18 protein-coding genes and 2 pseudogenes are annotated in these 21996 nt (G+C 70.2%); 11 read left to right on the top strand and 9 right to left on the bottom strand.

Annotated features, from left to right (window positions below; genetic code table 11):
• Positions 1–182 precede the first annotated feature (182 nt).
• The gene (locus N4G70_RS33665) at positions 183–686 is read left to right on the top strand and encodes an Lrp/AsnC family transcriptional regulator (protein ID WP_261716577.1); all 504 of its coding nucleotides are present in this window, start codon (positions 183–185) and stop codon (positions 684–686) included.
• A 31-nt stretch (positions 687–717) separates the two neighbouring features.
• Here N4G70_RS33665 and N4G70_RS33660 read toward each other — a convergent pair whose 3' ends face one another.
• The 4 genes from N4G70_RS33660 to N4G70_RS33645 all read right to left on the bottom strand — a co-directional run bounded on the left by N4G70_RS33660 (position 718) and on the right by N4G70_RS33645 (position 4269).
• Positions 718–1554: an alpha/beta fold hydrolase gene (locus tag N4G70_RS33660; protein WP_261716576.1), complete on the bottom strand. Its 837-nt coding sequence runs from the start codon at positions 1552–1554 to the stop codon at positions 718–720.
• Positions 1544–2782, bottom strand: coding sequence for an aminotransferase class I/II-fold pyridoxal phosphate-dependent enzyme (locus N4G70_RS33655; RefSeq protein ID WP_261716575.1), 1239 nt, complete (start codon positions 2780–2782; stop codon positions 1544–1546). Before N4G70_RS33655 ends, N4G70_RS33660 begins: the two co-directional genes overlap by 11 nt.
• 228 nt (positions 2783–3010) lie before the next feature.
• The gene (locus N4G70_RS33650; protein WP_120720241.1) at positions 3011–3238 is read right to left on the bottom strand and encodes an acyl carrier protein; all 228 of its coding nucleotides are present in this window, start codon (positions 3236–3238) and stop codon (positions 3011–3013) included.
• Between the two features lie 56 nt (positions 3239–3294).
• The gene (locus N4G70_RS33645) at positions 3295–4269 is read right to left on the bottom strand and encodes a chlorinating enzyme (protein ID WP_120720242.1); all 975 of its coding nucleotides are present in this window, start codon (positions 4267–4269) and stop codon (positions 3295–3297) included.
• 428 nt (positions 4270–4697) lie between these two features.
• Here N4G70_RS33645 and N4G70_RS33640 point away from each other — a divergent pair, with 428 nt between their 5' ends.
• The 3 genes from N4G70_RS33640 (at position 4698) to N4G70_RS33630 (ending at position 6374) form a co-directional block, all read left to right on the top strand.
• On the top strand, positions 4698–5069 hold the full coding sequence (locus N4G70_RS33640; protein ID WP_261716574.1) for a cupin domain-containing protein: 372 nt from the start codon (positions 4698–4700) through the stop codon (positions 5067–5069).
• A 133-nt stretch (positions 5070–5202) separates the two neighbouring features.
• On the top strand, positions 5203–5511 hold the full coding sequence (locus N4G70_RS33635; protein WP_399037770.1) for a hypothetical protein: 309 nt from the start codon (positions 5203–5205) through the stop codon (positions 5509–5511).
• A 146-nt stretch (positions 5512–5657) separates the two neighbouring features.
• Complete coding sequence (locus N4G70_RS33630; protein WP_261716573.1) at positions 5658–6374, top strand: methyltransferase domain-containing protein; 717 nt, start codon at positions 5658–5660, stop codon at positions 6372–6374.
• Here the strand turns inward: N4G70_RS33630 and N4G70_RS33625 are convergent.
• From N4G70_RS33625 to N4G70_RS33610, 4 genes are read right to left on the bottom strand one after another with little or no spacing between them, the layout of a single operon-like run.
• Positions 6367–7626 (bottom strand): TIGR02679 family protein, encoded by a 1260-nt coding sequence (locus N4G70_RS33625; RefSeq protein WP_261716572.1) that lies wholly within the window; start codon positions 7624–7626, stop codon positions 6367–6369. The two genes, N4G70_RS33630 and N4G70_RS33625, sit on opposite strands and share 8 nt — an antisense overlap.
• Positions 7617–11732: a TIGR02680 family protein gene (locus N4G70_RS33620; protein ID WP_261716571.1), complete on the bottom strand. Its 4116-nt coding sequence runs from the start codon at positions 11730–11732 to the stop codon at positions 7617–7619. Before N4G70_RS33620 ends, N4G70_RS33625 begins: the two co-directional genes overlap by 10 nt.
• The gene (locus N4G70_RS33615) at positions 11729–12961 is read right to left on the bottom strand and encodes a TIGR02678 family protein (protein WP_261716570.1); all 1233 of its coding nucleotides are present in this window, start codon (positions 12959–12961) and stop codon (positions 11729–11731) included. The genes N4G70_RS33620 and N4G70_RS33615 overlap by 4 nt, the downstream gene beginning before the upstream one ends.
• Positions 12958–14541 (bottom strand): TIGR02677 family protein, encoded by a 1584-nt coding sequence (locus N4G70_RS33610; protein ID WP_261716569.1) that lies wholly within the window; start codon positions 14539–14541, stop codon positions 12958–12960. Before N4G70_RS33610 ends, N4G70_RS33615 begins: the two co-directional genes overlap by 4 nt.
• 1206 nt (positions 14542–15747) lie before the next feature.
• Here N4G70_RS33610 and N4G70_RS33605 point away from each other — a divergent pair.
• The 3 genes and pseudogenes from N4G70_RS33605 to N4G70_RS33595 form a co-directional block, all read left to right on the top strand.
• Positions 15748–16971, top strand: coding sequence for a glycosyltransferase (locus N4G70_RS33605; RefSeq protein ID WP_261716568.1), 1224 nt, complete (start codon positions 15748–15750; stop codon positions 16969–16971).
• A 17-nt stretch (positions 16972–16988) separates the two neighbouring features.
• Positions 16989–17359 (top strand): annotated as a pseudogene (locus N4G70_RS33600) (isorenieratene synthase); the annotation flags it as partial.
• 102 nt (positions 17360–17461) lie between these two features.
• Positions 17462–17893: pseudogene (locus tag N4G70_RS33595) on the top strand (transposase); the annotation flags it as partial.
• Between the two features lie 694 nt (positions 17894–18587).
• Here the strand turns inward: N4G70_RS33595 and N4G70_RS33590 are convergent.
• Positions 18588–19400 carry a hypothetical protein gene (locus N4G70_RS33590; protein ID WP_261716567.1) on the bottom strand — a complete coding sequence of 271 codons (813 nt, stop codon included), beginning with the start codon at positions 19398–19400 and terminating at the stop codon, positions 18588–18590.
• 299 nt (positions 19401–19699) lie between these two features.
• Between N4G70_RS33590 and N4G70_RS33585 the strand changes: the two genes are divergently transcribed.
• From N4G70_RS33585 to N4G70_RS33570, 4 genes are all read left to right on the top strand, one after another.
• Complete coding sequence (locus N4G70_RS33585; RefSeq protein ID WP_261716566.1) at positions 19700–20068, top strand: hypothetical protein; 369 nt, start codon at positions 19700–19702, stop codon at positions 20066–20068.
• Positions 20069–20277: 209 nt separating this feature from the next.
• The gene (locus tag N4G70_RS33580) at positions 20278–21063 is read left to right on the top strand and encodes a hypothetical protein (RefSeq protein ID WP_261716565.1); all 786 of its coding nucleotides are present in this window, start codon (positions 20278–20280) and stop codon (positions 21061–21063) included.
• Between the two features lie 215 nt (positions 21064–21278).
• Complete coding sequence (locus N4G70_RS33575; protein ID WP_261716564.1) at positions 21279–21554, top strand: hypothetical protein; 276 nt, start codon at positions 21279–21281, stop codon at positions 21552–21554.
• A gap of 4 nt (positions 21555–21558) precedes the next feature.
• A complete protein-coding gene (locus N4G70_RS33570) occupies positions 21559–21954 on the top strand; it encodes a hypothetical protein (RefSeq protein WP_261716563.1) in 396 nt (131 codons plus the stop codon).
• Positions 21955–21996 lie beyond the last annotated feature (42 nt).

Here is a 21996-nt window from a genome sequence, read left to right as displayed (position 1 = left end):
TCGATGAGGTGGTGGGGTGCGGCCGGTCCGGCGGGTGACCGGTCAGACGGGGGACGTCCGCGATGGGCCAAGCTGTCCGTCGACACCGTGGTCCGTGGGTATTGCCGACCGCTGGATGAAGTGTGGCAAGGGTTTCAGCTCCTCTGCAAGGACTCCGAAATAGCTTCGCTAGACTGGGAGTTGTGGCGAATTTTGACGAGATCAATCGAGGGTTGTTACTGGAGCTCCAGAAAAACGCGCGCCGCTCCAACCGTGAGTTGGCGCGCGCGCTGGGCATCGCGGACTCGACGTGTCTGGAGCGGGTGCGTGGTCTGCAGCAGAACGAGGTGATCCTCGGGTACACGGCCGAGGTGAATCTGGACGCCATGGGGCGCGGGCTGCGGGCGATGATCGCCGTACGCATCCACCCCAAGAGCCGCGACGCGGTCGAGTCGTTCCGGGAGTTCGTCCTCACCCTGACGGAGGTGCTGGACGTCTTCGTGGTGTCCGGAAGCAACGACTTCCAGGTACTGGTGGCCGTGCAGGACGCGCAGCACCTGGAGGACTTCGTCCTGGACCACATCGCGCAGTACCCGTCGGTCGCGGATCTGAGCGCCTCGCTCGTCTACGAGCACCTACGCCGGCGGCCCGTCGACATTCTTCAGAAGCGGCCCCCGCGGCGCCGCCGGTCGGAGCCGCCTTCCTGAGGCCGGGCCGCCGGGCCGCGCCTCAGCGGCGTCACACCGGGGCTCTGTCCTCCAGGGCGAACGCCGCCAGGGTGGCGGCCGTCTCCGCCGGGTCGTTGAAGAGGGCGTAGTGGCCCCCCGATCCCGCCACGTGCAGCCGCGCCCCCTCGACGAGCCCGGCGGCCCGTCGTGAGTTGCGGTGCCCCACCATCGCGTCGTCCTCGCGGGCGACGAACAACGCCGGCACGGAGAGCCGGGCGCAGGCCGCGACCGGATCGTAGGCGCAGGTCGCGGAGATCCCCCAGGCGAAGCGCGTGAGTTCTTCACGGCCCTGGCGGTAGGGGAGCGTCAGCATGCGCACCAGCGCTTCGTCCTGGACCCCCAGCGCGGCGCCCTCGTTGCCCCGGGGCCGTACGACGTCATGGAAGTACGCGGCGCGGTCGGTGTCGGCGGCGATCTGCGCACACATGTCGAACACCGCGTTGCCCACCGGCGCTCCGGGCACCCCGTCGAACAGGAGGGCACCGTCGATCGAGGTGAACGACAGGGCGCGCTCCCCCAGCGCGTGCGTGACGAAGAGCGCGATGGAGGCGCCGGTGCACCAGCCCGCCACATGGACCCGGGTGAGCCCGAGGGCGTCGACCACGGCCAGCGCGTCCTGGGTGTGCTCCCCCAGACTCACCTGCCGCGCGGGAGAGGGGCCGGGGCTCCCCCGCAGCTCCCAGGTGACGAGGTTCATCCCTGAGCGCAGGAACTGCTCCGCCAAGCCCTCCAGGAGGCGGTTCTCCATACCGACGGCGTTGACGAAGAGCACCGTGGGCAGGTCTTCCCGGCCGGCGACGGCCACGTCGAGGGTGATGTCACCGTTGCGCACCCGTTCACTTCGCACCGCGCATCTCCTCCAGGGCTTCCGCGAGCCGGGCGATGCCCTCGGCGATGACCGTCTCGTCCGGGCTCAGGCTCAGCCTCACGCAGCGCGTCGCGTGCTCCGCCAGGAAGGGCGAGGCGAACGGCTCGACGAAGAAGTGGCGGCCCGGCACAACGAAGACCTTCTTGCGCTTGAGGGCTTCGTAGAGCACCAGGTCGGAGAACCAGGCGTGGTCGATCCACAGCCAGCAGAACATTCCGCCGTCCGTGCTGTGCAGCCGCCAGTCGAGGGCGTCGGGCAGGAGGTCGTGCAGCAGCTTCTCGGCCGCACGGCGTTTGTCGCGGTAGTAGGGGCGGATCACCTCGTTGGTGAGCGTGTCGATCGCTCCGCCGTTCAGGGCGAGCGCCGCCGTCGCCTGGATCAACTGCGGTGCGTGCAGATGGGAGTTGGCGGTGAAGGACAGCATCGCGTCGATCGCCTCCCGTGGCCCGATCGCGAAACCGAGACGCTCTCCGGGCAGGCCGGCCTTGGAGAAGGTGAAGCAGTTGATGACGTTCGGATGCAGCGGCGGGTCCACCGCACCCTGCGCGACGCCGGGGAACGGATCGCCGTACGCGTGGTCGAGCACCAGCGGGATCTCGCGTTCCTCGGCGATCTCCATGAGGCCGGACAGATCGTCCCGCAGGAGGGTGCGGCCGGTCGGGTTGCCCGGACTCGACAGCAGCATCATCCCCACCGAGGACTGGGCGCGCACGGCTTCGAGGTCGAAGCTGTACCGGAAGTAGCGTCCGTCCTCGAACTCCACACCGGGCTCGACTCCGACGATGCCACCCGCGTCCAGACCGAGTCCCTGGTAGCCGGTGTAGTCGGGGACGGACGGCAGCACCAGCCGGCGCGGCCCGTCGTCGCACGGCCCGGTGAAGACGGTCGTCGCCATGAAGGCGAGCATCTGGCAGCCCGCGCCGACCAGGATGTTCCGCGGTCCGATCCCCCAGCCGTAACGGGCGTTGAAGTACCGCACGATCGCCTCGACCAGTACGTCGGAGCCGCGCGAGGGTCCGTAGCGGCCGCTGAACTCGGCGAAGCCGCTCGCCACGGCTTCATCGTGCAGCCGGCGCCAGGTGTCGGTGACCTGAGGGATGGCGGCAGGATTTCCCGGACTCAGGTTGAGCCATGTGTCGCCCGAGGTGTCGGTCGCGGCCAGCGCGATGTCCTCCATGATGCTGCGGATTCCCGACAGGGCACTCATCTTCGTGCCCCTGGAGGAGAGTCGCACCGGAGTTCCTTCCGTAGCGAGGACGCGTCGTCGTCCCATGGTTGTCGGTCGTGCGGCGGACGCGCGGCGGTTGCCGGAGCCTGCCGCGACAGCTCAGCGGCGGGGGCACCGGGGTGTGCCCGGTGCCCCCGGACGCGGTGGCGCGAGGCGCGGCTCGCCGCCCGTGCCGTCATCCGGCGGACGGGAGCGAACCACGCGGGATCAGGACACCGCGAGGCGCGACTCGGCGTAGGCGGAGATGCTGCGCACCGTGGGGTGCCGGAACAGCTCGTCCATCGGGATCTCGATCCCGATCTCGTCGTGGATCGCCGTCTGCACCGTCGCCATGATCAGCGAGTGGCCGCCGAGGGCGAAGAAATCGTCGTCGTCGGAGATGTCTTCGAGCTTGAGGGCCCGTCCCCAGATCTGGTTGATCTTCTGCTGGATCACGCTTGCGTCCTCTCTGCCCTTCGTCGTCCGGAATCCCGGTTCATGGACGAAGTGAGTCAGTGGGTGTTCTTGACGGCGAAGGGCTCGCCGTGAGCGTTGGTGGTACGGATCCGGTTGTGCCCGAAGGTGTCCCGGCCCGAGACCACGACGGTGCCGTAGTCCTTCAGGTCGAAGTCCTGCCCGTGCGCGGTGTACGCGTCCTGGTCCGGGTAGACCCGGACGTGCGTCGGCACGTAGCGCGAGGTGATGGCGAACCGGGTGTCACGCTCGGTGATGTTGGGCAGTGCGCCGTGGACGCAGGAGGCCGTGAAGATGAGCGCTTCGCCGGGCTGCATCTCGACGTCCACCACGTCCTCCGGACGCGGCTCCCAGTTCGGGTCCACGGCGAAGTCGGAGAAGTCGTACCCGTAGAACCCGGTGTCCTTCGTGAACGTCGTCTCGTGGTCGTTCTCGTAACGGCTCTCGCGGCCACGGGCGGGCGACTTGCTCTCGTCGAAGATGCGGTCGCGGTGCGAACCACGGACGAAGCGCATGCAGCCCGTCTTCTTCGTCGCCGGGGTGAACGTCGTCCACACCGTGATGTCGATGTAGGCGTTCCAGTCCGACTTCGTCGGCAGCAACTGGGGCTTGCCGGTGGCGTAGCTGTAGTCACGGACCTGGTGCCACTCGGTGCCGCGGGAACCCGGGAACTTGGCGAAGAACTCCGTACGCCACGACAGCACGTCCGGGCCGAGGATGGCGTTCAGGTACTTGAGGATCGTGGGGTGGGTGACATGGCGTGACAGCTCAGGGATATCGAGGTGCCGGTCGTAGTTCATGCTGTTGTGGAACACCGAGTGCGTGGTGTCCTGATTCTTGACGCGGACCTCGCGCAGGATCTCGGCCGCCTCGTCGGGCTCGTAGAGCTTGATGGGGCCGATGAAACCGTCCTGCATGAACTGATCGATTTCACCCTTGATGTCCTCGGGCACGATCGCGTTGTCGGCGATCGCGATGTCGGACCCGCTGGGACCGATATGGGTTTCGGTCATCGTGAGGTCACGTCCTTTCGCTGCAATATCGAATCGGTCCGTAGCTGCCGAAGCCTGCGTACGGTCGAAAGGCGCGGGCCGCCCGTGAGTCGACTGTCACTTTCACTGTCACCCTGAAACCACTCGACGGGCCGGTGGCGCCTTCCGGAATCATCGTCAGCGGTGTGGTCCTCGCCGGATCCTCGTCATGTCCTCGCCCGGGATCACGGGGCGGGGCGGCCGCTCCCGTCGCACGTCCGGGGCGCGTGGGCAGCAAATCCCCGCGCGTGGACGGGACTTGACAGGACGTGAGGGGCCTTTGATGCTGTGACGGTTTGAGCGGCCCCGATTCCGCTCCCGCTCCCGTCGGATCGCGCATTCTCCAACGCCACCGACCGCGGGGTTGCGGCACGGCAGGGGGCCGTGACGCGCGGATATCAGGAGGAACAATGGCCAGACCCGACATGCCCGTGAACGTCACCGAGAAACTCTCCAAAGTCACCGAGTACTGGTCGCCGAAGACGATTCTCGAGGCCAATGGCTACGAGATGAAGGCGGTGAAGGTCAAGGGAGAATTCGTCTGGCACGATCACCCCGAGGGCGACGAGCTGTTCATCGTGGTCAAGGGGGAGCTGACCATCGATCTGCGTGACCGGGAGAGCGTCACGCTGGCCGCCGGAGACATGTTCGTCGTGCCACGGGGCGTACAGCACCGCCCGGTAGCGCCGGAGGAGTGTGAGGTCTTGATCATGGATGCGGCCGGGGTGGTCAACACCGGTGCTGTATCAAGCGAGTTGACCGCTCAGGACGAGTGGATCTGACGGACAAAACCCCCGCGCCGACAAGGCCCGCGCGGACCGGCGAGGGTTCACAGTCCTGGCAGCCGCCGGGATCAACGGGTGGCCCTGATCCTGGGTTTCGAATCCTCCGCCGGGCTCGGCCGGCGCGAAGACGATGCTGTTCCTCCTCGGCACCTTCTACCTGGCCATGGACCTTGCCGGATACATCGTGGAGTTCGCCTTCGGAGGACTCGGCCTGATCCCCGACCAGGCCGGCGCGAAGATCCCTATGGAGGGCATCTCCTGGAACTACACGACTTGGCTCAACATCGCCTTCCTGATGCTGGCGCTCGCACTGGTCGTGCGCTTCTTCCGGACCGGTGGGACGGACATGCTGAAGATGATGGGCGGGGCGCCCGGCAACAGCCACGACCACCACGGCCACGGCCCGGACGGCCCAGGTCGGACACGGACACATGCATGACCCTTCACAGCGCAGCCCTGGCGACATGAGCCCCCGGCCACATGAGGGAAACCACTGACCCCGGGGGTTCTCCACCCGGGGGTGCACATCGCGCTCCACCCCCGGGCCGATCCATCCCGCCCTCCACCCATGCTCAACTGGCAGACGTGAACGCCACGTTGTTGCCTCGCACACTGCCCAGTCCGGACGGCAAGCCCCTCCCGCCCAACGAATCAGCGGGCCTCTTCCAGGCCTTTGCCCGCGATCTGGCCGCAGGCCGGCGCCCCTGGACACCCGAGGCAGCCCGCTTCCTCTCCGACCTGTTCGACCAACTCGCCGCCTCCTGGGACACCGACCAGGCCACCGGCCGCGACGACCCGCTGCGCGACGCCCTGACCCGAGGCGGCCCCATGCCGGACGGCCCCTGCCTGGAACTCGGCTCCGGCACCGGCCTGTTCACCCCCGTCCTCGCCGCCGCACTCCCCACCGTGATCAGCATCGACCTGTCGGAACAGATGCTCCGCCAAGCCGCCGGACGATCACCGGCCCGCGTCCGCGCCGACGCCGGCGCCCTGCCCGCCGCCAACGCCTCGGCGGCCGTCATTGCCGCCGTCGACATGCTCCTGTTCCCCGACGAGATCGCCCGCGTCCTAGCGGCGGACGGCGTACTGCTGTGGATCAACCAACTCGGCACCTGCCGGCCGAAGAGGTCGCCGCCACCCTCCCCGGTCAGTGGACCTCGGTCGAGGCCCCCGCGGGTTGGGGAAGCTGGGCCGCACTACGGCGTATCCGCTGATCTCACCGAGCAGAGCATGGGCGAGAGCGGGACCAGCGGCACCCGCCCGCACCCCTGGTGGGCTTCAGGCGCCGGCGATCTCAGCTGAGGTCGGACAGCAAGAGGTCCAGCTCCCTCTCCTCCTCGACGCGTACGCCGAGTTCCGCGACGGCAGCCGCGAGCGCGGGTTCCCAGGGGGTCTCGGTCGGGGTGCCGACGAGCGGTGACGGCAGGGGTGAGGCGTTGCGGGACACGGCGGCGCGGTAGTCCGCAACCGTGTAGCGCCAGGGCCGCCAGGGGACGCGGCGGTGAAGGACGCCGGCGATCCGGAGCCCGCCCCAATCGAAGTCACCGTGGTAGCGCAGGGTCGCTCCGTGTTCGTGCAGCCCTCGGAGCAGGGTGAGGGCAGCGGCGGAGGGCTGCCCCTGGAGACAGACCAGGGGTGGGCACGCGGGGCCGAGGGTGTCGGCCGCCGCCGCGAGGACGGTCGGGTTCTCGCAGATCCACACCGCCGGCGGGGCGATGTTCGGTGGCCGGCGGGTGAGCTGACGCAGGGTGAGGGCGAACGGTTCGCCCTCTTCGGCCATCCGGTCCAGGGCCGGGGTGCCACGCAGGTTCAAAGTCAGGACGGTCGAGGACAGCTCGTCGCGGAGCAGTCCCGCCGAGGCCCACGCCTCACGTCGCCATTCGGCGCCCTGACCGTCGGGGAAACCGGTCAGCGCTCGGGCCCCGGACAGGGTGAGCGTGGCCAGCGGTGTCCCGTCGTCAAGGGCGTGCGCCGAGCCGAGGACCTGGGCGGCGAAGGCGGACAGCGAGACGGCCGGATCGGCGGGTAGTACCCGCAGAGCGGCGCACGCCCCGGCGAGCAGGGTGCGCGTGCTGTCGGGGGCACGGCCGAGCCGTCGCGCGAGGCCGTCGGCCCGTACCCGGGCGGCCCAGCCCGCCAGCCGAGGGACCGACGCGGTGAGCTCGTCGAGCGGGGCGTGCGCCCGCTCCCATGCCGCTTCCTCCTCGTGTCGGGCCTGGGCAAGCGGCGTGACGGGGCCGGTGAGCGCTTCGACGGCGACGGCGAGGCCGTCAGGGCTGACGCCCGAGCGGCGCAGTACGGCGTCGACCGCATCCAGCCGTACGGTCAGAGACCTGCCGCCACCGGGGGCTCGGGCGAGAAGCCGTTCGGCCGCCGCCCGCTGGGCCGGAGTGGGATCGCCCAGAGACACGGATCCGGTCAGCGGCTGCCCGTTCACCAGACGTCGGCGCGCTCGTTCGACGAGCCAGGCGAGGTCCGGTGTGCCGAGCAGCCGGGCAAGACGCGGGCCGTCGATCGCTCCGTTCTCGGGCTCAGCCCCGTGCGTCAGTTCCACTGCGGCTCGGGCTCCTTTACGCCGGGCATGTCCTGGGGCACGTCCCGTACGGGGTCCTCGCGGCGCTGCCGTCGCGTACCGTCCCACTCCCAGCGGGTGACGAGGACCGCCGCCACCTCGTCGATCCGGGACAACTGGGCGATGGCGATGCCGGGCACCTGCGGGTAGCAGGCCCACTCCCGTTCGCTGGTCATCACCACGTCGAGGTCGAAGGCGCTCAGCAGGCCGAGGCATTTGGCGCGGGAGTCGTCGTCCACGCCGGCGAACGCCTCGTCGAGGGTGACCAGGCGGGGCGCGTACGGGCTGCCCGCGCTCGCGTAGTGCGAGGAGGCGGCGGCGAACAGCGGTACGGAGACGGCGAGGACGCGTTCGCCGCCGGAGGCGGGGCCGGTGGCCGGGACCCACCGTCCGTGCTGGTGGCGTTCGACACCGAACTCGTGCCAGGAGCGGTAGTCGAGCGCCGCGGTGAGGTGTTCGAGCCAGCTGCCCGAGCCGTCGTCGGACTGCTGGCGGGCGATCTGGGCCTGGAGGAACTCGCCGACCGCCGTGCGGTCCTCGGCCGTCCAGGCGTCGGCGGACTGGCGCAGCCGGTCACGGGCCTGGGCGAGTCCGGGCGGGGCCTTGCGTGAGGCCCGCCACACCAGGCGGAGCTTCATGCCGGTGGAGGTGGGGCGCTCCTCCAGTTCGGTGTTCATGTCCCGCACCTGCCGTTCAGCGGTGCCGATGAGTTCCTGGAGGGTTCCGGCGACCTCGGTGATCAGGTGGGTTTCGAGGATCTCGCGTTCGTGCGCGGACAGGATGCGGGTGAGCTCGCCGACCTCCGTGGCGAGCGCGTCGGCGAGTTCGGGTACGGCCCGCTCGCGGCCCTGGTAGACGATGTCGACGACCATGCCGTCCTCGACCATGCGGGCGGATGCGCTGTGCCCGTGCCGGGACAGGGTGTCCTGCAGGGTCTTGAGTTCCTCGCCGAGCCGTCGCTGGACGCGTTCCCAGGCGGCATCCGTGTCGTCGGTGGCCGACAGACCGGAGTCGATGGCGCGGGCGAGCGCGATGGCCGGGGTGGCGGCCCAGGGGCCGTCGTCCGAGCCGGGGATGGTGAGCTCCGGCAGCGCGACCGCGACGAGTCCGGTGGCCGTGAAGCGCTGGAGCGCGGCGATGGCCTCCGCACGTGCGTCGACGGCTTCGGCAAGGTCCTTATCCAGTTGCTCGATCCGCCCCTCGGCCCGCCCGACCTCCCGGTCCGCCTCGGTGTGACGCCGTCGGGCGTTCTTCTGGTCGGTCTGGCAGGTCCGCTGCGCCTCGGTGGTCTCGGCGAGTCGTCGTTCGAGTTCGGCGACGGCGGCGCCGACGGTGGAGCGCAGGGTCCGGTGGCGCTCGTCGGCCGCCGCCGCCTCGCGCGCCGCGTCCTCGGCCCGCTCGGCGAGGTCGATGAACCGCTGCTCCGCCTCGGCCGCCTCGGCACGTTCGTCGTCCGCCTGCCGTGCGGCCTCACCTCGTTCGCGTAGCGCGGGCCACAGAGCGGCCAGCGTGGCGGCGAGGGAGCCGAGGGCGTGACGCACGGCGGTGAGTCCGGCCCGGTCGGCGGGCAGCCCCAGATCAGCGGCGACCTCGGCGAGTTCGGCGGCGGCCCTCTCGGCCCGCCCGCCTGCCTCGATGACCTCGCCAGCCCGCTCCTCGTACCGCGTGCGGGCCTTGCGTACGGTCTCGGCGGCGGCGCTCACGAGCGCGTGTGCCCTGGTCAGCGATGACTCGTCGGGGACGTCGGCGAGCTCGGCGTCGAGTGTGCGACGGCGTGCCGCGATCATCTCGGACCGAGCCGCGAGCGTGTCCAACTCCTCGCGCAGGGAGGCGAGTTCGACGCCGAGCACAGCGGCGCGGGCCCGGCGCGCCGCCTCGCGCGCGCCCTCGCCGATGTACGTGGCGGCGGGCTTGGCCCATGTGCCGGTGAGCGCACCGACCCTGAAGCGCCCGTCGGGTGCCACCCATGTCCCGGCCACTCCCCCGCCGTCGAGGCCGACGGCGGCGAGCAGTCGGGTCACCGTCGAATCGTCCAGGGCAGCGGCCTGCCCGCCGCTGTGGTCCACGGCCGGGCACAGCACGTCTGCCAGCGAGGGACCGCTGACCGGTCCGTTCGACGGGGAGAGCAGGACGTCGTGCCCATCGACGGCGAGGGCGGAACCGTCGGGCAGCACCCAGGCGTCGAGGAGACCGGACGCTTCGAGTGCCGCTTCGAGCCCGGCACGCTCTGGCTCGGGCAGACCGTCACGGAAGTCGACCAGGCGCCAGAGCGGCGCGCCCGGCATCTGTTGCCGAAGCCCGGGGGTACGCGTCGCCGGGGGCTGAGGCTCGCGTCCGCCGCCGGCTTCCAGCGCGGCGAGCTCCCGCCGTACCTCGTCGGTGCGCGCCGCCAGATCGGAGGTCCTGCGGGCGGCTTCAGCCGCCTGGTCGGCGAGGTCCGCCGAGCGGGCAGTGTGGGCCCGGGCGGCATGGACCCGCGCCGGGTAGGGACCGTCGAGGTGACGGGTCCATTCCTGGAGTTCGTCCAGGAGACCGGTCTCGTCGGAGTAGGCCAGCTCCTTCCAGGCGCGGGCGCGTTCGCGTACGGCGTCCAGGAGGGTCCGGCCTGCCCGCGCCGCACTTTCCTCCGCCTCCCCGTGTGTCTCAGCGGCCAGCGCGAGGTCGGTCTGCGCCTCGTCGAGACGGCCCGAAGCGCGGCGGTGCGCGTCGGTGGCCCGCTCGGAGGCTTCGAGGAGGCCCTCGACGTGGACAAGGGCTCGCTGGGCGCGGGTCGCGGCGTCCTCGACGACGCGCCGCAGTTCGGGCTCGGGCAGCCGGTCGTCCCCCGGCAGGACGACGCGGGCGGCGGCCGCCTGCTCCCGCGCGTGGACGAAGGTCTCCTCGGCCCGGAGCCGCGTGGCACGCAGCCGGTTCTCGGCGGCGCCGAGCCGCCTGAGCGCCTTGGTGTGGAGGGCATCCGCCTGCTCCCGGTCCCCTTGTGCCCGGTCCGCCGCCTGCGCCGTTCGCGTCACGGCCTGCGCGGCGTGCTCAAGCTCGCGGGCGTCGCGCATCTCAGGCGCCTCGCGCAAGGCTGTCTCCTGGGCCCGCAGGCGTTCCCCGGTCTCAGCCAGGGAGCCGATCTCCTCGTCGGCTGCCGCTCGCTCCTCCTCCGCGCGGGTACGCCGCTCCTGCGCCTCGACCAGATCTCGCTGCACGCGCTCGTAGCGGGAGTGCTCAGCGCGCGGAAGCCGGGCACGGCGCCGACTGGCGATCCGGGCGTACCGTCGGTAGTGCTCCAGGAAGGCGGAGGCGGCCCGCTCGGCGGCGGACGCGGCAGCCAACTCGTCCTTCTCCTCGTCCAGGGAGCGGAACGCCTCGGCCACATCGGCGATGACGGCCTGGTCCATGGGCGGCAGCGCCTCGGTAAGTGCGCGGGAGAGAGCCGCCTCGTTGGGCCGCTTGGACAACTGGGGCTGGCGCAGCTGGATGAGCAGGTCGACGAGGGCGGCGTACCGCTGCTCGCCGAGGCCGAAGAGGGCTTCGTCGACTGCCCTGCGGTACGTCTTGGCCTGGTCGTACACCATGCCGTGCCCGGCGACGGCTTCGGCGAGGCGGTCCCGGGACAGGGCCGTGCCGGTGGCGTCGAGCAGCCGGAAGGTCTCCTCCGTGCGTTCGATGGACCCGTGGTCGACGCGCTGGCGGGTGACGGCGTACCAGTGCCGGGCGATGCCCCGCCCGCTGACGGCCTTGAGCCCGCACAGCAGCGTAAGGAAGTGCTGCTCGCCGGTCGTGTCGTCGAGCCTGCCGAACTCGACCCAGGTGTATCCGAGCCGTTCGGAGTGCGGGTGCTCGCCACCGAGGAGCAGGTTCCACTCCATCCGCTTGCCCGGGTCGCCGTCGGGTTCGACACGGCGCGGGCTGAGGTCACCGTCGAGCAGGAACGGCAGGGTCAGGGCGAGCACCTTGGACTTGCCGGTGCCATTGTTGCCACGCAACAGCAGGCGCCCGTCCCGGAAGTGGAACTCCTCCACGTCGTAGTGGAACAGGTCGACGAGCCCGACGCGCAGGGGCTGCCAGCGGGAACGCCGCGGGGTGGGGAGGCGGGTCACGAGGTGGCCTTTCGCTGCGGAGGCACGGGGGCGGAGCCGGGTTCGCGGATGACGGTCTCGCCGACCGCGTACCGGGCGAGGGCGGGGCGGGCCGCGACAGCGTCCGGGGTACGGGAGGCCAGACCGAGCGCGCTGAGCCGGGCGACGGCCTGTTCGACGAGCTCGCTCTCCATGCCCGGCTCCCGGGCGGACTTGGACCAGAAGCTGCCGTGCTGGGCGGCGAGTTCACGGACCCGGAGGGCTAGCTCGTCGAGGGTGACCGGCCTGCCGGCGCCGGCCAGGTGCTCGGCGAGCAGCAGGGTGACGTGGCCGTGGGTGCCCTGTTCGGGCATGCGGAGGTCGGTGAGGTCGTCATCGGGGTCGACCATGGCCATCCCCTCGGCCCGCACCTCCGCGACCATTCCGGTCAGCTCGGTGATCCGGGCGGTGAGGAAGCCGCGCTGCCGGGTGAGGTAGCCGAGTTCGGCATCGGTCAGGTCGTCGTAGTACACCACCGGGTCGTCGAGCAGCCTGCGGGTGAGCGAGCGGCGCATCGCTCGGAAGCGCAGTTCGTCGCTGTCCAGGGCGGTTTCGGCGACGAGTTCGGCGAGGCGGTCGTCGAGGGTTTCGGCATGGACGGTGGAGGGGCCGCGGCGGGAGGCCAGTAGTCCGGCGAGGACCCGGCGTTCGACGTCGTACAGGACGTCGCCCGCCCCGCTGACGTACGCCTCCTCCTCGCCCGCCACCCGACGCAGCACGCCGAGGTCGAGCAGAAGCCTGACGACGGCGGCGAGGTCGAGGCGCTCGTCGCGGCGCTCCAGGGCGAACTCGATCCCCGTCGCGGCGAGTCGGGGATCGGCGGCGTCGAGGACGATCTGGTCGGCGAGGCGCCCGAGGGCGATCTGGGCCTCGCCGCGTTCGAGGGCGGCGAGCGCGAGGCAGAGCAGAACGTAGCGGCGACGGGTGAAGGGGGTGCTACCGCGGCTCGCCTCGCGGGCCGGATGCGTGGGGTCGGTAAGGACGCCGGGTATCTTGCGCAGCCGAGCCGTCTCGGCGTCCACGTGGAGGGACCAGCCGGTGTTGCGGTCGAACCACTCACGGAGTTCGGGCGCGTGCCGGCGGACGAGGCGGAACTCGTCGGCGTGCCGGCCGCGCGCCAGGAGGAGGGGGTGTCTCAGCAGGGCGCGCGCTGCCTTGCGCAGGTCGGCGGCGTGCTGGCCGTCCAGCAATTCGGCGAGGGGGGTGGTCATCGGCCGGGGGTCCTGTCCGTCAGGTCGTCACTGTCCGTCAGGTCGACGATCTCGATGAGGTGGTCCGGGCCGCTGAAGACTCCGCCGAGCGTACGGACCTCTGCGGTGGTGCCGTCGGCGAGCGCGGTGAGCCGGATCTCCATGGAGCCGTCGTTGCTGGTGGCCACGGTGTGCCTCATCCCTGGGCGCCATGTGGCCAGCGCGTCGCCGAGAAGTCGGAGGAACAGGCCGAAGGAGGCCGGGTCGAGCTCGCCGAGTTCGGACAGGCGCGTGACGCCGTCGGTGACGAGCCGGACGCGGGCGGCGGCGGTCTCCGCAGCCTCCTTGGAGGCCGCCTCAGCCAGAGCGCGCCGCCTGGCCTCACGGTCCTCCACCTTGCGTGGCTTGCCACGCCGCTCGTAACTCCCGGTGCGGCGCAGTTGGGGGCTGATCCGCAACGGCTCCGCCCCGGCCCAGGGTGTGGCTGCCGACACGGGCTTCGCCGCCCGGGCGGCGAGGGTGTCGGCGTCGACGGTGAGGTGCCGGGCCGGGTAGAGGCCGAAAGCCGTTCGCCACAGCCTGTGCCGGGCGTCATCGTCGGGTGCCTCGGCGAACCAGCGGGCCAGGGTCCGGAAGTCGGCGGACCGGTCCGAACGCCCTGCCCTGCGCTCGTTCAGCGCCCGTACGACCGCCAACAGCTGCGGAATCGCCCCCAGTGCCCTGCCGCGCAGGAGCCGGGCCTGCGACTCACGTCCGTCCCTGCTGATGAACCACGCCCCGAGCCCCTCCCAGCGCGCGGCCCACCGCTCGTACACCTCCCGCTCGGCTTCGGCGGCCTCCTCCGGCGAGGCGTCGGCGGCCTCGCGTCCGGCGGCGGCCCTCAACAGCGGACCCACCCTGCCGCTCTGCTCCAGTTCCAGGATCAGCCGCGCGATCCGCCCGCCCAGCGTGATCAGGTCCTGGATGAACCGCTCCAGATACTGGATGAGCCGGTCCTTGTACGCGAGGAAGATCTCCTCCTCGACGTCGTGCAGATCGATGGTCCTCTGGAGCGATCCCATGAAGGCCCGGGCGTTGTCGGCGAGCGCGGCGAAGCGGCTGGCCAGCGTGTCGAGTACCAGGTGTGTCTTGGCCGGGTCGGGCTCGTCCTCGGCGGCCAGGACGAGCAGCGCGCGCAGCTGGGTGACGATGTCGTGCAGCGCGACTGCCTGAAGAGCGCCGCGGCGGCCGAGCGCCTCGTCGTAGGCGGACAGCGCCGCCTCGGCTGCCTCCCCCGCGCGCGTGAGCTGGTAGATGAACCGCTTGCGGTAGAAGTCCTCGACGGCTGTGACCCGCGCGGTGTCCGGATCGGCCCGCAGATTGCCCCAGACGACGAGCTTGTCGAGCGCGGCGACGACCGCTTCCGGCTCGGCAGGGCGGATGTCCGCCGGCAGGGCGGCGTGCACCTCCTCGGGGCGTAGATGGACGGCGAACCGCTCCTTGGCCACGAGGAACACCCGCATCACCTGGCGGTAGAGCGGGGTATTCGGCACGGTGAGGTGGGCGAAGGGGCCGAATCCCTCCGGCTCGGAAGCCGGATCGGCCGAGGTGGTGACGGTCATCGCCCCCATTGTCGCGCACCCGGGGCAGCCGCCGGCAGGGACGAACGCACCTGTCCGATTCCTGCGAAAGTGACCGGATCAATGCGGTTCTCGTCGTCCACATCCACCGGGCCGACCACGAGGCGCGCCCGGCCTCCCGTCGATGACGCCACCCAACAGATGGGGGGTGGCACGGATGGGGGTGGCACGGAAGCCCTCTGCCAGGCTCGTCCTCAAGGAGAGCCACGACTTTGCAGCGCCACGGCAGCATGGCGGCTCCTGAGGGCATCAGCGGACGACGGGGCCACTCGCGTTATACGTCACCCCAGCTCCTTCGAGCGAATCCCGTCGCACAGCGCCCGTCGTCGACTGCCAAGGCTGCCAGCATCCGTTCGTCGAACGTCAACCACCAGTCGAACAAGTAGCATTGGAGCGGCAGGTCAACCAACGTCAGCTTGCGGTGCCGCAGTGGGTGGGGACGCCGGGGGCCGGATCGTCGAGAGCGGCAGGGGTCCGGTCTCCGTGAACTGGCCGTCCCGCATCGCCGCGGCGCGCAGATCCGGAAGGATCCCGAAGACGAGGGAGTCGTACGAGGGCTGGTGCCGTGACGGGTACGAGATCAACCTCGTCGACATCCCCCTGGCGCCTCGCCAGACCCGTCCTCTCCCGGCTCACCCGCCCGCACACCGTGGTCCGGACCATGCAGAACGCACCCGAACCGCTGGGCCTGACCAAGTCGGTCCAAGGACGCGCCTTGCGGCTCGGTCCAGGCACTGATCACCGCTGAGGTCGTCCGGCCCCGACGCTGCCGACCATGCGCTGGATTGGTTGCGTCCGGAGACTGCGGCGGATCACAGCGCCGAGGCGTACTCACTTCACTCAGCGTCGAACCTCGGTACGCAGTCCGGTGAGCAGCGTAGTGAGGGACGAGTACCTCCCCCTGGTTCACGCTGGGAGGCACATGAGGAGGATCCCAGCGCGCCCTTTCCATGATCAAGATACAACGCACAGGGGGGCTTGCGGCAAGGCCCCGGGGTTGCCGCAGAATCGCCCAGGTAACCCTGAACGACGAGGCCAGGCCGTCCTGTTGGCGCAATCTGATGTGCACTCACATCCCCTGTGGGCAGCGAGTCGCCTTGCGCCACCTGACCTGCGTTGGTCGCTGCCGCTGACAGCTAGGCCGGCCCCCGCCAGGCCGAGCCTGGAAACCCATGAAATGAGACTTACATGCGCGTGCTGCTGATGGCCTACGGGTCGCGCGGAGACGTCGAACCGCTCGTAGCGGTTGCCGTGCAGCTACGGGAGCTCGGAGTGGAGGTGCGGATGTGCACGCCTCCGGACTTCGCGGAGCTGTTCGACTCCGTCGGCTTGCCGCTGGTGCCGATCGGCGAGCCGGTGCGCCCCTTCGTCAAGGGGGTACTCACCGGGAAGACGAAGGCTCCCGCCGAGGGGCTGCCCGCACGCGCGGCGGCGATGACCGCCACGACATACGAGGCGGTGGTGACCGCCGCCGAGGGATGCGACGTGGTCGTGGCGACCGGTCTGCTCCCCGCCGCGGCCGGCGCCAGGACGGCAGCCGAGTTCCTGGGCCTCCCGTACGTGTTCGTCGCCTATTTCCCCGCCTACCTGCCCTCGCCGCACCACCCGCCGTTCGAGCGGCCGGGCCGACCGTTCCCGCCCGGTGTGACCGACAACCGAATACTGTGGGACCTGGACACCGAGACCATGAACGTGCTGTTCGGGACCGGTCTCAACACCCACCGGGAGTCGATCGGTCTGGCCCCGGTCGGCCACTTCCGCGACTACGTCCTCACCGACCGCCCCTGGCTGGCCACCGACCCGGTCCTCAGTCCGTGGCAGGAGCCGGCGGACCTCGACGTGGTGCAGACCGGCGCGTGGTTCCGGACGGACGACCGTCCGTTGCCCGCCGACGTCGAGGCGTTCCTCCGCGCCGGCGAACCGCCGGTGTACGTGGGGTTCGGCAGCATTCCCATGCGCGACGCGGACGAGGTGGCCCGGGCGGCCGTCGAAGCGGTGCGGGCGCAGGGCCGCCGGGTGCTCCTCTCCCGCGGTTGGGCCGACCTGGCCGTGACCGATGACCAGGACGACTGCTTCGCCGTCGGCGAGGTCAACCACCACGCTCTGTTCCCGCGTGTCGCTGCCGTCGTCCACCACGGCGGCGCGGGCACCACGACCACGGCGGCCCGGGCCGGTGTGCCTCAGGTGGTCGTACCCCAGATGGCGGACCAGCCGTACTGGGCAGGGCGCGTGGCCGACCTCGGGATCGGCGCGGCACACGACGGCCCGAACCCGACCTCCGAGTCCCTGTCGGCCGCGCTCGGTGTCGCGCTGACTCCCGAGACCCGGGCTCGGGCAGCCGCTGTGGCCGACACCATCCACACCGACGGCGCGACGGTGGCCGCGAAGCTGCTGCTGGAGAAGGTCGTCTGAGATCGGCGCCCGCCAACGTACGGTGCTCCGCCCCCGTCGAACCCGCCGCCCCGCACGGCGAGGGTTTCCGTGTCACCGCGCACGGCCTTGACCGAAGGTTCGACGCCGCCGTCCTGGCCTTGGACACGAGCGGTCTCCAAGCACTCGCCACGGACAGTCCGGCGATCGCCGACGCTCCTTGGCACCAGCGCGTCGCCCGGCTGAGAACCGCTCCCCCCTTCCTCGTCTCCCGGCTGTGGCTGGACCGCTCCGTACGGTCCGGTCGGCCGGGCTTCGTGGGCACCAGCGGCTTCGGCAGCCTGGACAACGTGAGCGTGCTCGAGCGCTGGGAGCGGGAAGCCCTGCGCTGGTCACGCCGGACCGGGGGGCGGTGGTCGAACTGCACGCCCCCAAACCTCGACGCCGCAGGACAGTTTCATCCTCATGACGCCGAGCCCGTAGAGAGACTGTAAGACGTTCGGTGTAACTCCCGATCATGGAAGATGCATCGATGACCAGTGAGAACGTGTCTGCGTCCGAAGCCGTCGAGCCCACGAAGGCTTCATCGACGAAGGCCGTGGACGACCAGTTGATCGACGAGTTGGTCGGCCGGGCTCAGGCAGAGGGACTGCAGCTGACCGGCGAGGGCGGGCTGCTGCAGCTGCTGACCAAGCGGCTGCTGGAGTCCGCCCTGGAAGGCGAGCTCACCGACCACCTCGGCTAAGACAAGCACGATGCGGCCGGGAAGAACGGCGGCAACTCCCGCAACGGCAGACGCTCCAAGACGGTCCTGACCGATGTCGGTCCGGTGGAAATCACCATGCCCCGCGACCGTGACGGCTCCTTCGAACCGAAGATCGTCAAGAAGAGGCAGAAGCGCCTGACCGGCGTCGACGAGATGGCCATCTCGCTGGCCGAGAAGAGCCTGACCACGGGCGAGGTGAGGGGACGTGACGCCCCGGATGTGATGCTCGCTGTCCCGTCGCAAATGATCTGCCTCTAGAGCCGGGCTTTGACCTGCGGCGACCAGTCCAGTTTAGATATTGGGATGCCGGACGTCTCTGGTAAGGCGGGCCTGGGCGGGTGAATACCGAGTGCTGTCTCAGCAACCCTGGCAGGCATAAAACTGAGCAAGTGGGTTCCTCTGTCCCCCAGAGAGGAGGAGACTCCAGCCATGGGGGGTACATCGTCTTCCGGGCACGAAGGTCCACTGGCAGAGTTCACCGCTCTGCGTCAAGAGATTGAGCGGCGCAGCACCGCGTCTCATGCTCTTCTAGGGCTGCAACTCACCACAGCCGCCGCCGTCTTCGGCTTCGCAGCGGCTTCCCCCAGCAGACTGGGGCTGTTGGTGATCATCCCCTTCAGTTCCTATCTCTTGGGTACTCGGTATGCCGCTCAACTGCACTTCTCCTTCCTTGCCGCGCAATACATCGCGACCGAACTCAGCCCGCGAGTCCCAGGGGGCCTGGGCTGGGAACCATGGTTGGGTGACAGGGCGAGCCAGCACCGCGGCCAGAAGGCCGTACGGTTGACGGGGCTGTGGCTGGCCTTCCCCGCTGTCGCCAGCGCCGCCGTCATCTGGTCAGCCATGTACTTCTACGGCAACGGTCAGCTCGGGGGAACTCGGCTCGTCGTAGTCACCGTCCTGTGGCTCTTCGCCTTGGCCGCAGTTCCAGCGACCGGATGGGTTCTGTGGCGGCTGGTGTATGTGATCTGTGGCCACCCCGCGAGCACGACATCGAATCTGCCGGATTGACCCAGCAGCCGACGGTGCGAACGACGTCGCTCGGCGAACCAGATGGTGGGACTTCGCCGGGCAGCTCCCCGGCGCGACGCCACCGCAGACCTGAAGCGCGACGGGGTCGGCCCTTCGCGATGATCCGAGTGATGTCGCAGGAGGGCACTTCCTCAGCCAGCCGGAGCGGCGGCTCCAGGACGCCTTCGTACACCGGGTCGGTGTGGGGCGGACCGTGCTGAGTCAGCAGGCAGCCGGCGGCTTCGTCCTTGGTCCGCAGGTGCGCCGCGTCCTCGTCGGCGGAGAACTCCAGGACCAGGTCCATCCCATCGTCCACGCCGTCGCGCACCTTGGCCCACGGACGCGCTGTGTCCTCGCGGCCGTTCGGGATGCCACTGCGGTGCGCGCGCTCGGGCAGGAGGTCAGCCACCGGGACCGACAGGGCTTCGAGCAGCCGTCCCAGGGTCGGCTCCTGACAGAGCTCATCTCCCGCCGTGGCCATCAGGGGCGGATTCGCCTCCGCGACGCGCTGCAGCACGGCCACGCCCAGGACGAGCGCGGCGGCCCCGTACCGCCTGGCGGTCCACGGCACCTGCCACTCGTACGCGGCCGCACCGTTCGCAACCTCGTCGACGGCGTCCTCCAAGAACAGGAACGCCGTCTGCGCTGTGCGGAGTCCGGTGATGGCGCTGGCGTTGAGGAGGCAGTCCCACATGGCGCATGCCGTCTGCCACTCGTAGCGCGAGGGTCAGGAACGCCGCGTTCAGCGATAGCAGCGCCTCCACCTCGGTCGTCGTCGGCGTGCCGCGCTCGTCGAACTGTGGAAACCGCATCGCCACTCGCCACCCCGGGGCCGGATCAGTCCCCGGCAGGCTACCCGGCGCTGCGGCACCGGGTGACGACTGCGAGCGGCGGATACGCGCTGCTACCCGGGTGGTAACTGGTGGATACGGCCACTCGGGCCGCGCGTTCGCGGCACACTCGGCCCATAGTGCGTGGACAAGGAGCAGTGCGATGCCCGTCAAGATCACCTCCAACGACGTGTACGACGACGCGAGCGCCACCCTGCGGGTTGGGCGGCACGACCTGGAGCGGCTACTGCTGGAGTTCCCTGAGCTACTCCGGGAGCAGCAGCCGGGCATCTGGAGCGACATGCAGGACTACGACCTGTCCTTCGAGCGCCTGGCCGACCCCGTCGACGTTGCCACCGAGGCCCGGCGAGCCGCTTGCCTGACTGCCACGAGTGCCGCAGCGAGGTCCAGCTCGGTGCCGCGGCCGCTCGTGACTACCGGGCGGCAACGCGTTGGCTACCGGTGGATACGGCCGTGGCCACGATCGGAGACAGCCAGTTACGATGCCGGGGTCAGGGGCGTTGTCTGCTGACTGAGCGCTGGAGTTGGCTATTTCGGCATCGGCAGCTTCTCCTGAGGATCCGTCTATCGGCTGGGGCCGCTTCGTTTCACCACCATCAGGGCTGGTTCTTCGCCCCCTGGGCAGGACACGAAAGCGGGGGCACCGCAGCGCGTGAGTATCAGCGCTGCTCGCGGCTGATCATCGTTACCCGGTCGGCGGGTAGGGGGAGGCGGGGGCCCGTGATTGAAGCGCAGTCGATGTGGACCACAGTCATGCAGGTCATACCTACCGCGGCAATCACGACCGTCGTCTTCGGGGTTCTCCTGGCGATGATCGTCGCGCGCCGCCAGGAGATCGGGAAGCAGCGAGCCACGGCCGAGGCCGAGATCCGGGTGACAGTCCGGACGATGCGTCAGGAAGTGGCCGGCGCTCATCAGCACTACGCGCACGGCGGAACCGGCTGGCCGCCGCCGGATCTGGCGCCGCTGGACGTGGGGGACTTCACGCTCACCGTGGTCGACTCCGCCTGGCACCTCAACCGGCGCCGCCAGCGGAAGGTGCGCACTGTTCTCGCGCTGTTGGTAGGTGAAGTCCGCGTACGGATGGCTGAGGAGTTCGGACCGACTTTGGGCCCGCCCGGGCACCCGTTGGGTGAACCTCTGAGGATCATGGCAGAGCGTGAGCGTCGGGCCCGGGACGCTGCGTTGCGAGATGGTGCGGAGCAGCGGTCGATCTGGGACCTGCGGGATCCGGAGGACTACGCGGCATTCGTCGCGTCGTCCTGGGGCTCCGACCACAGCGAACAGGCCGGTGCCCAGTACGGCGGGCTCTTCCTGGAGCTGGAGGCCCATTTCCTGGCTGTGCGTGCCAGCCCCACCGTCCGGCCCCTGGACGTTGAGCACAAGGTGCAGCCCGTTCTCGATGCCCTCGACAGCCTGTTGGCCTGCTCAGGCGGATCCAGGCAGCTCGGTCAACGACCGCGACGAGGGCTACGCCACTTGGCCAGCCGGGCGTTTCGACTGTGACTGGAGCGCCCCAACTTGTCACAGGTGGCTATCCGATCCAGTTTACGGCGAGGACGGACAGGCGGCCCAGGAAGTGGTTCACCCTGTAGGTGAGGGAGAGTTGGCCAAGGGGGCCGACGGGCGTCACCGCCCTCGAGGTCGTCGGCATTCCACTGCCGATAGACCCACAGTTCGCCGGCCGCGGCGTCCAGGACGTTCCACACCATTGCTTTGACGTGATCGGGCAGGGTGTCAAGAAGTCCGTGGCCGGGGCCGTCGTGACGGTGGAGGCACTGGTGCCCGAGGGCGAAGAGGCGGCCGACGCCGCGGTGCGCGAGAAACTCGGCCTGCGCTATAACACTGTGCGCCCGTTCCTGTCCCTGCTGGGCGAGTCGAAGGCACTGGACGCCGCCCTCGCCGGGCGGCGCATCCTCAACGGTGCGCCGCCTGCCGGCGCTCTCGCGCCGTCGGGTCAAGGACCGGCCGCTACTGCCCCGCAGGGTCGAGGCTGACCTGGTGCCCACGATGTGGCGCCGGGCGGGTGGCTCCAACGCCAAGCTGCCCCGGGGCTCCGTCGACCGGGACGCGTACGTGGTGTGCGCGTTGGAGCAGCCGCACCACGTGCTGAAACCGCGCGACATCGTCGCGACCCCCTCGAACCGGTGGGCGGACCCGCGCGCGAGGCTGCTGGACGGGCTGCGGTGGGAGGCTGCTGGACGGGCTGCGGTGGGAGGCCACGGGCCCGGACGGGCTGGGGACCTGTCCCTGACCGAGGACGCAACCGAGCATCTGGCCCAGCTCACACGCGGGCTGGATGCAGCGTGGCGGCAGATAGCCGACCGCTTTCAGGAAGCCGGCGCCGACGCGAAGGTGGAGATCGTCGTTCCCGAGAGCGGGGACGTGCCCGGCTGAGCGTAGACAAGCTCGGCGCGATGGGCGAGCCGGAGTCGCTGA

The organism is Streptomyces sp. ASQP_92 (assembly GCF_025399895.1).
In the GTDB taxonomy this organism is placed as follows: Bacteria; Actinomycetota; Actinomycetes; order Streptomycetales; family Streptomycetaceae; genus Streptomyces.
This window is presented reverse-complemented; position numbering and strand designations above follow the sequence as displayed.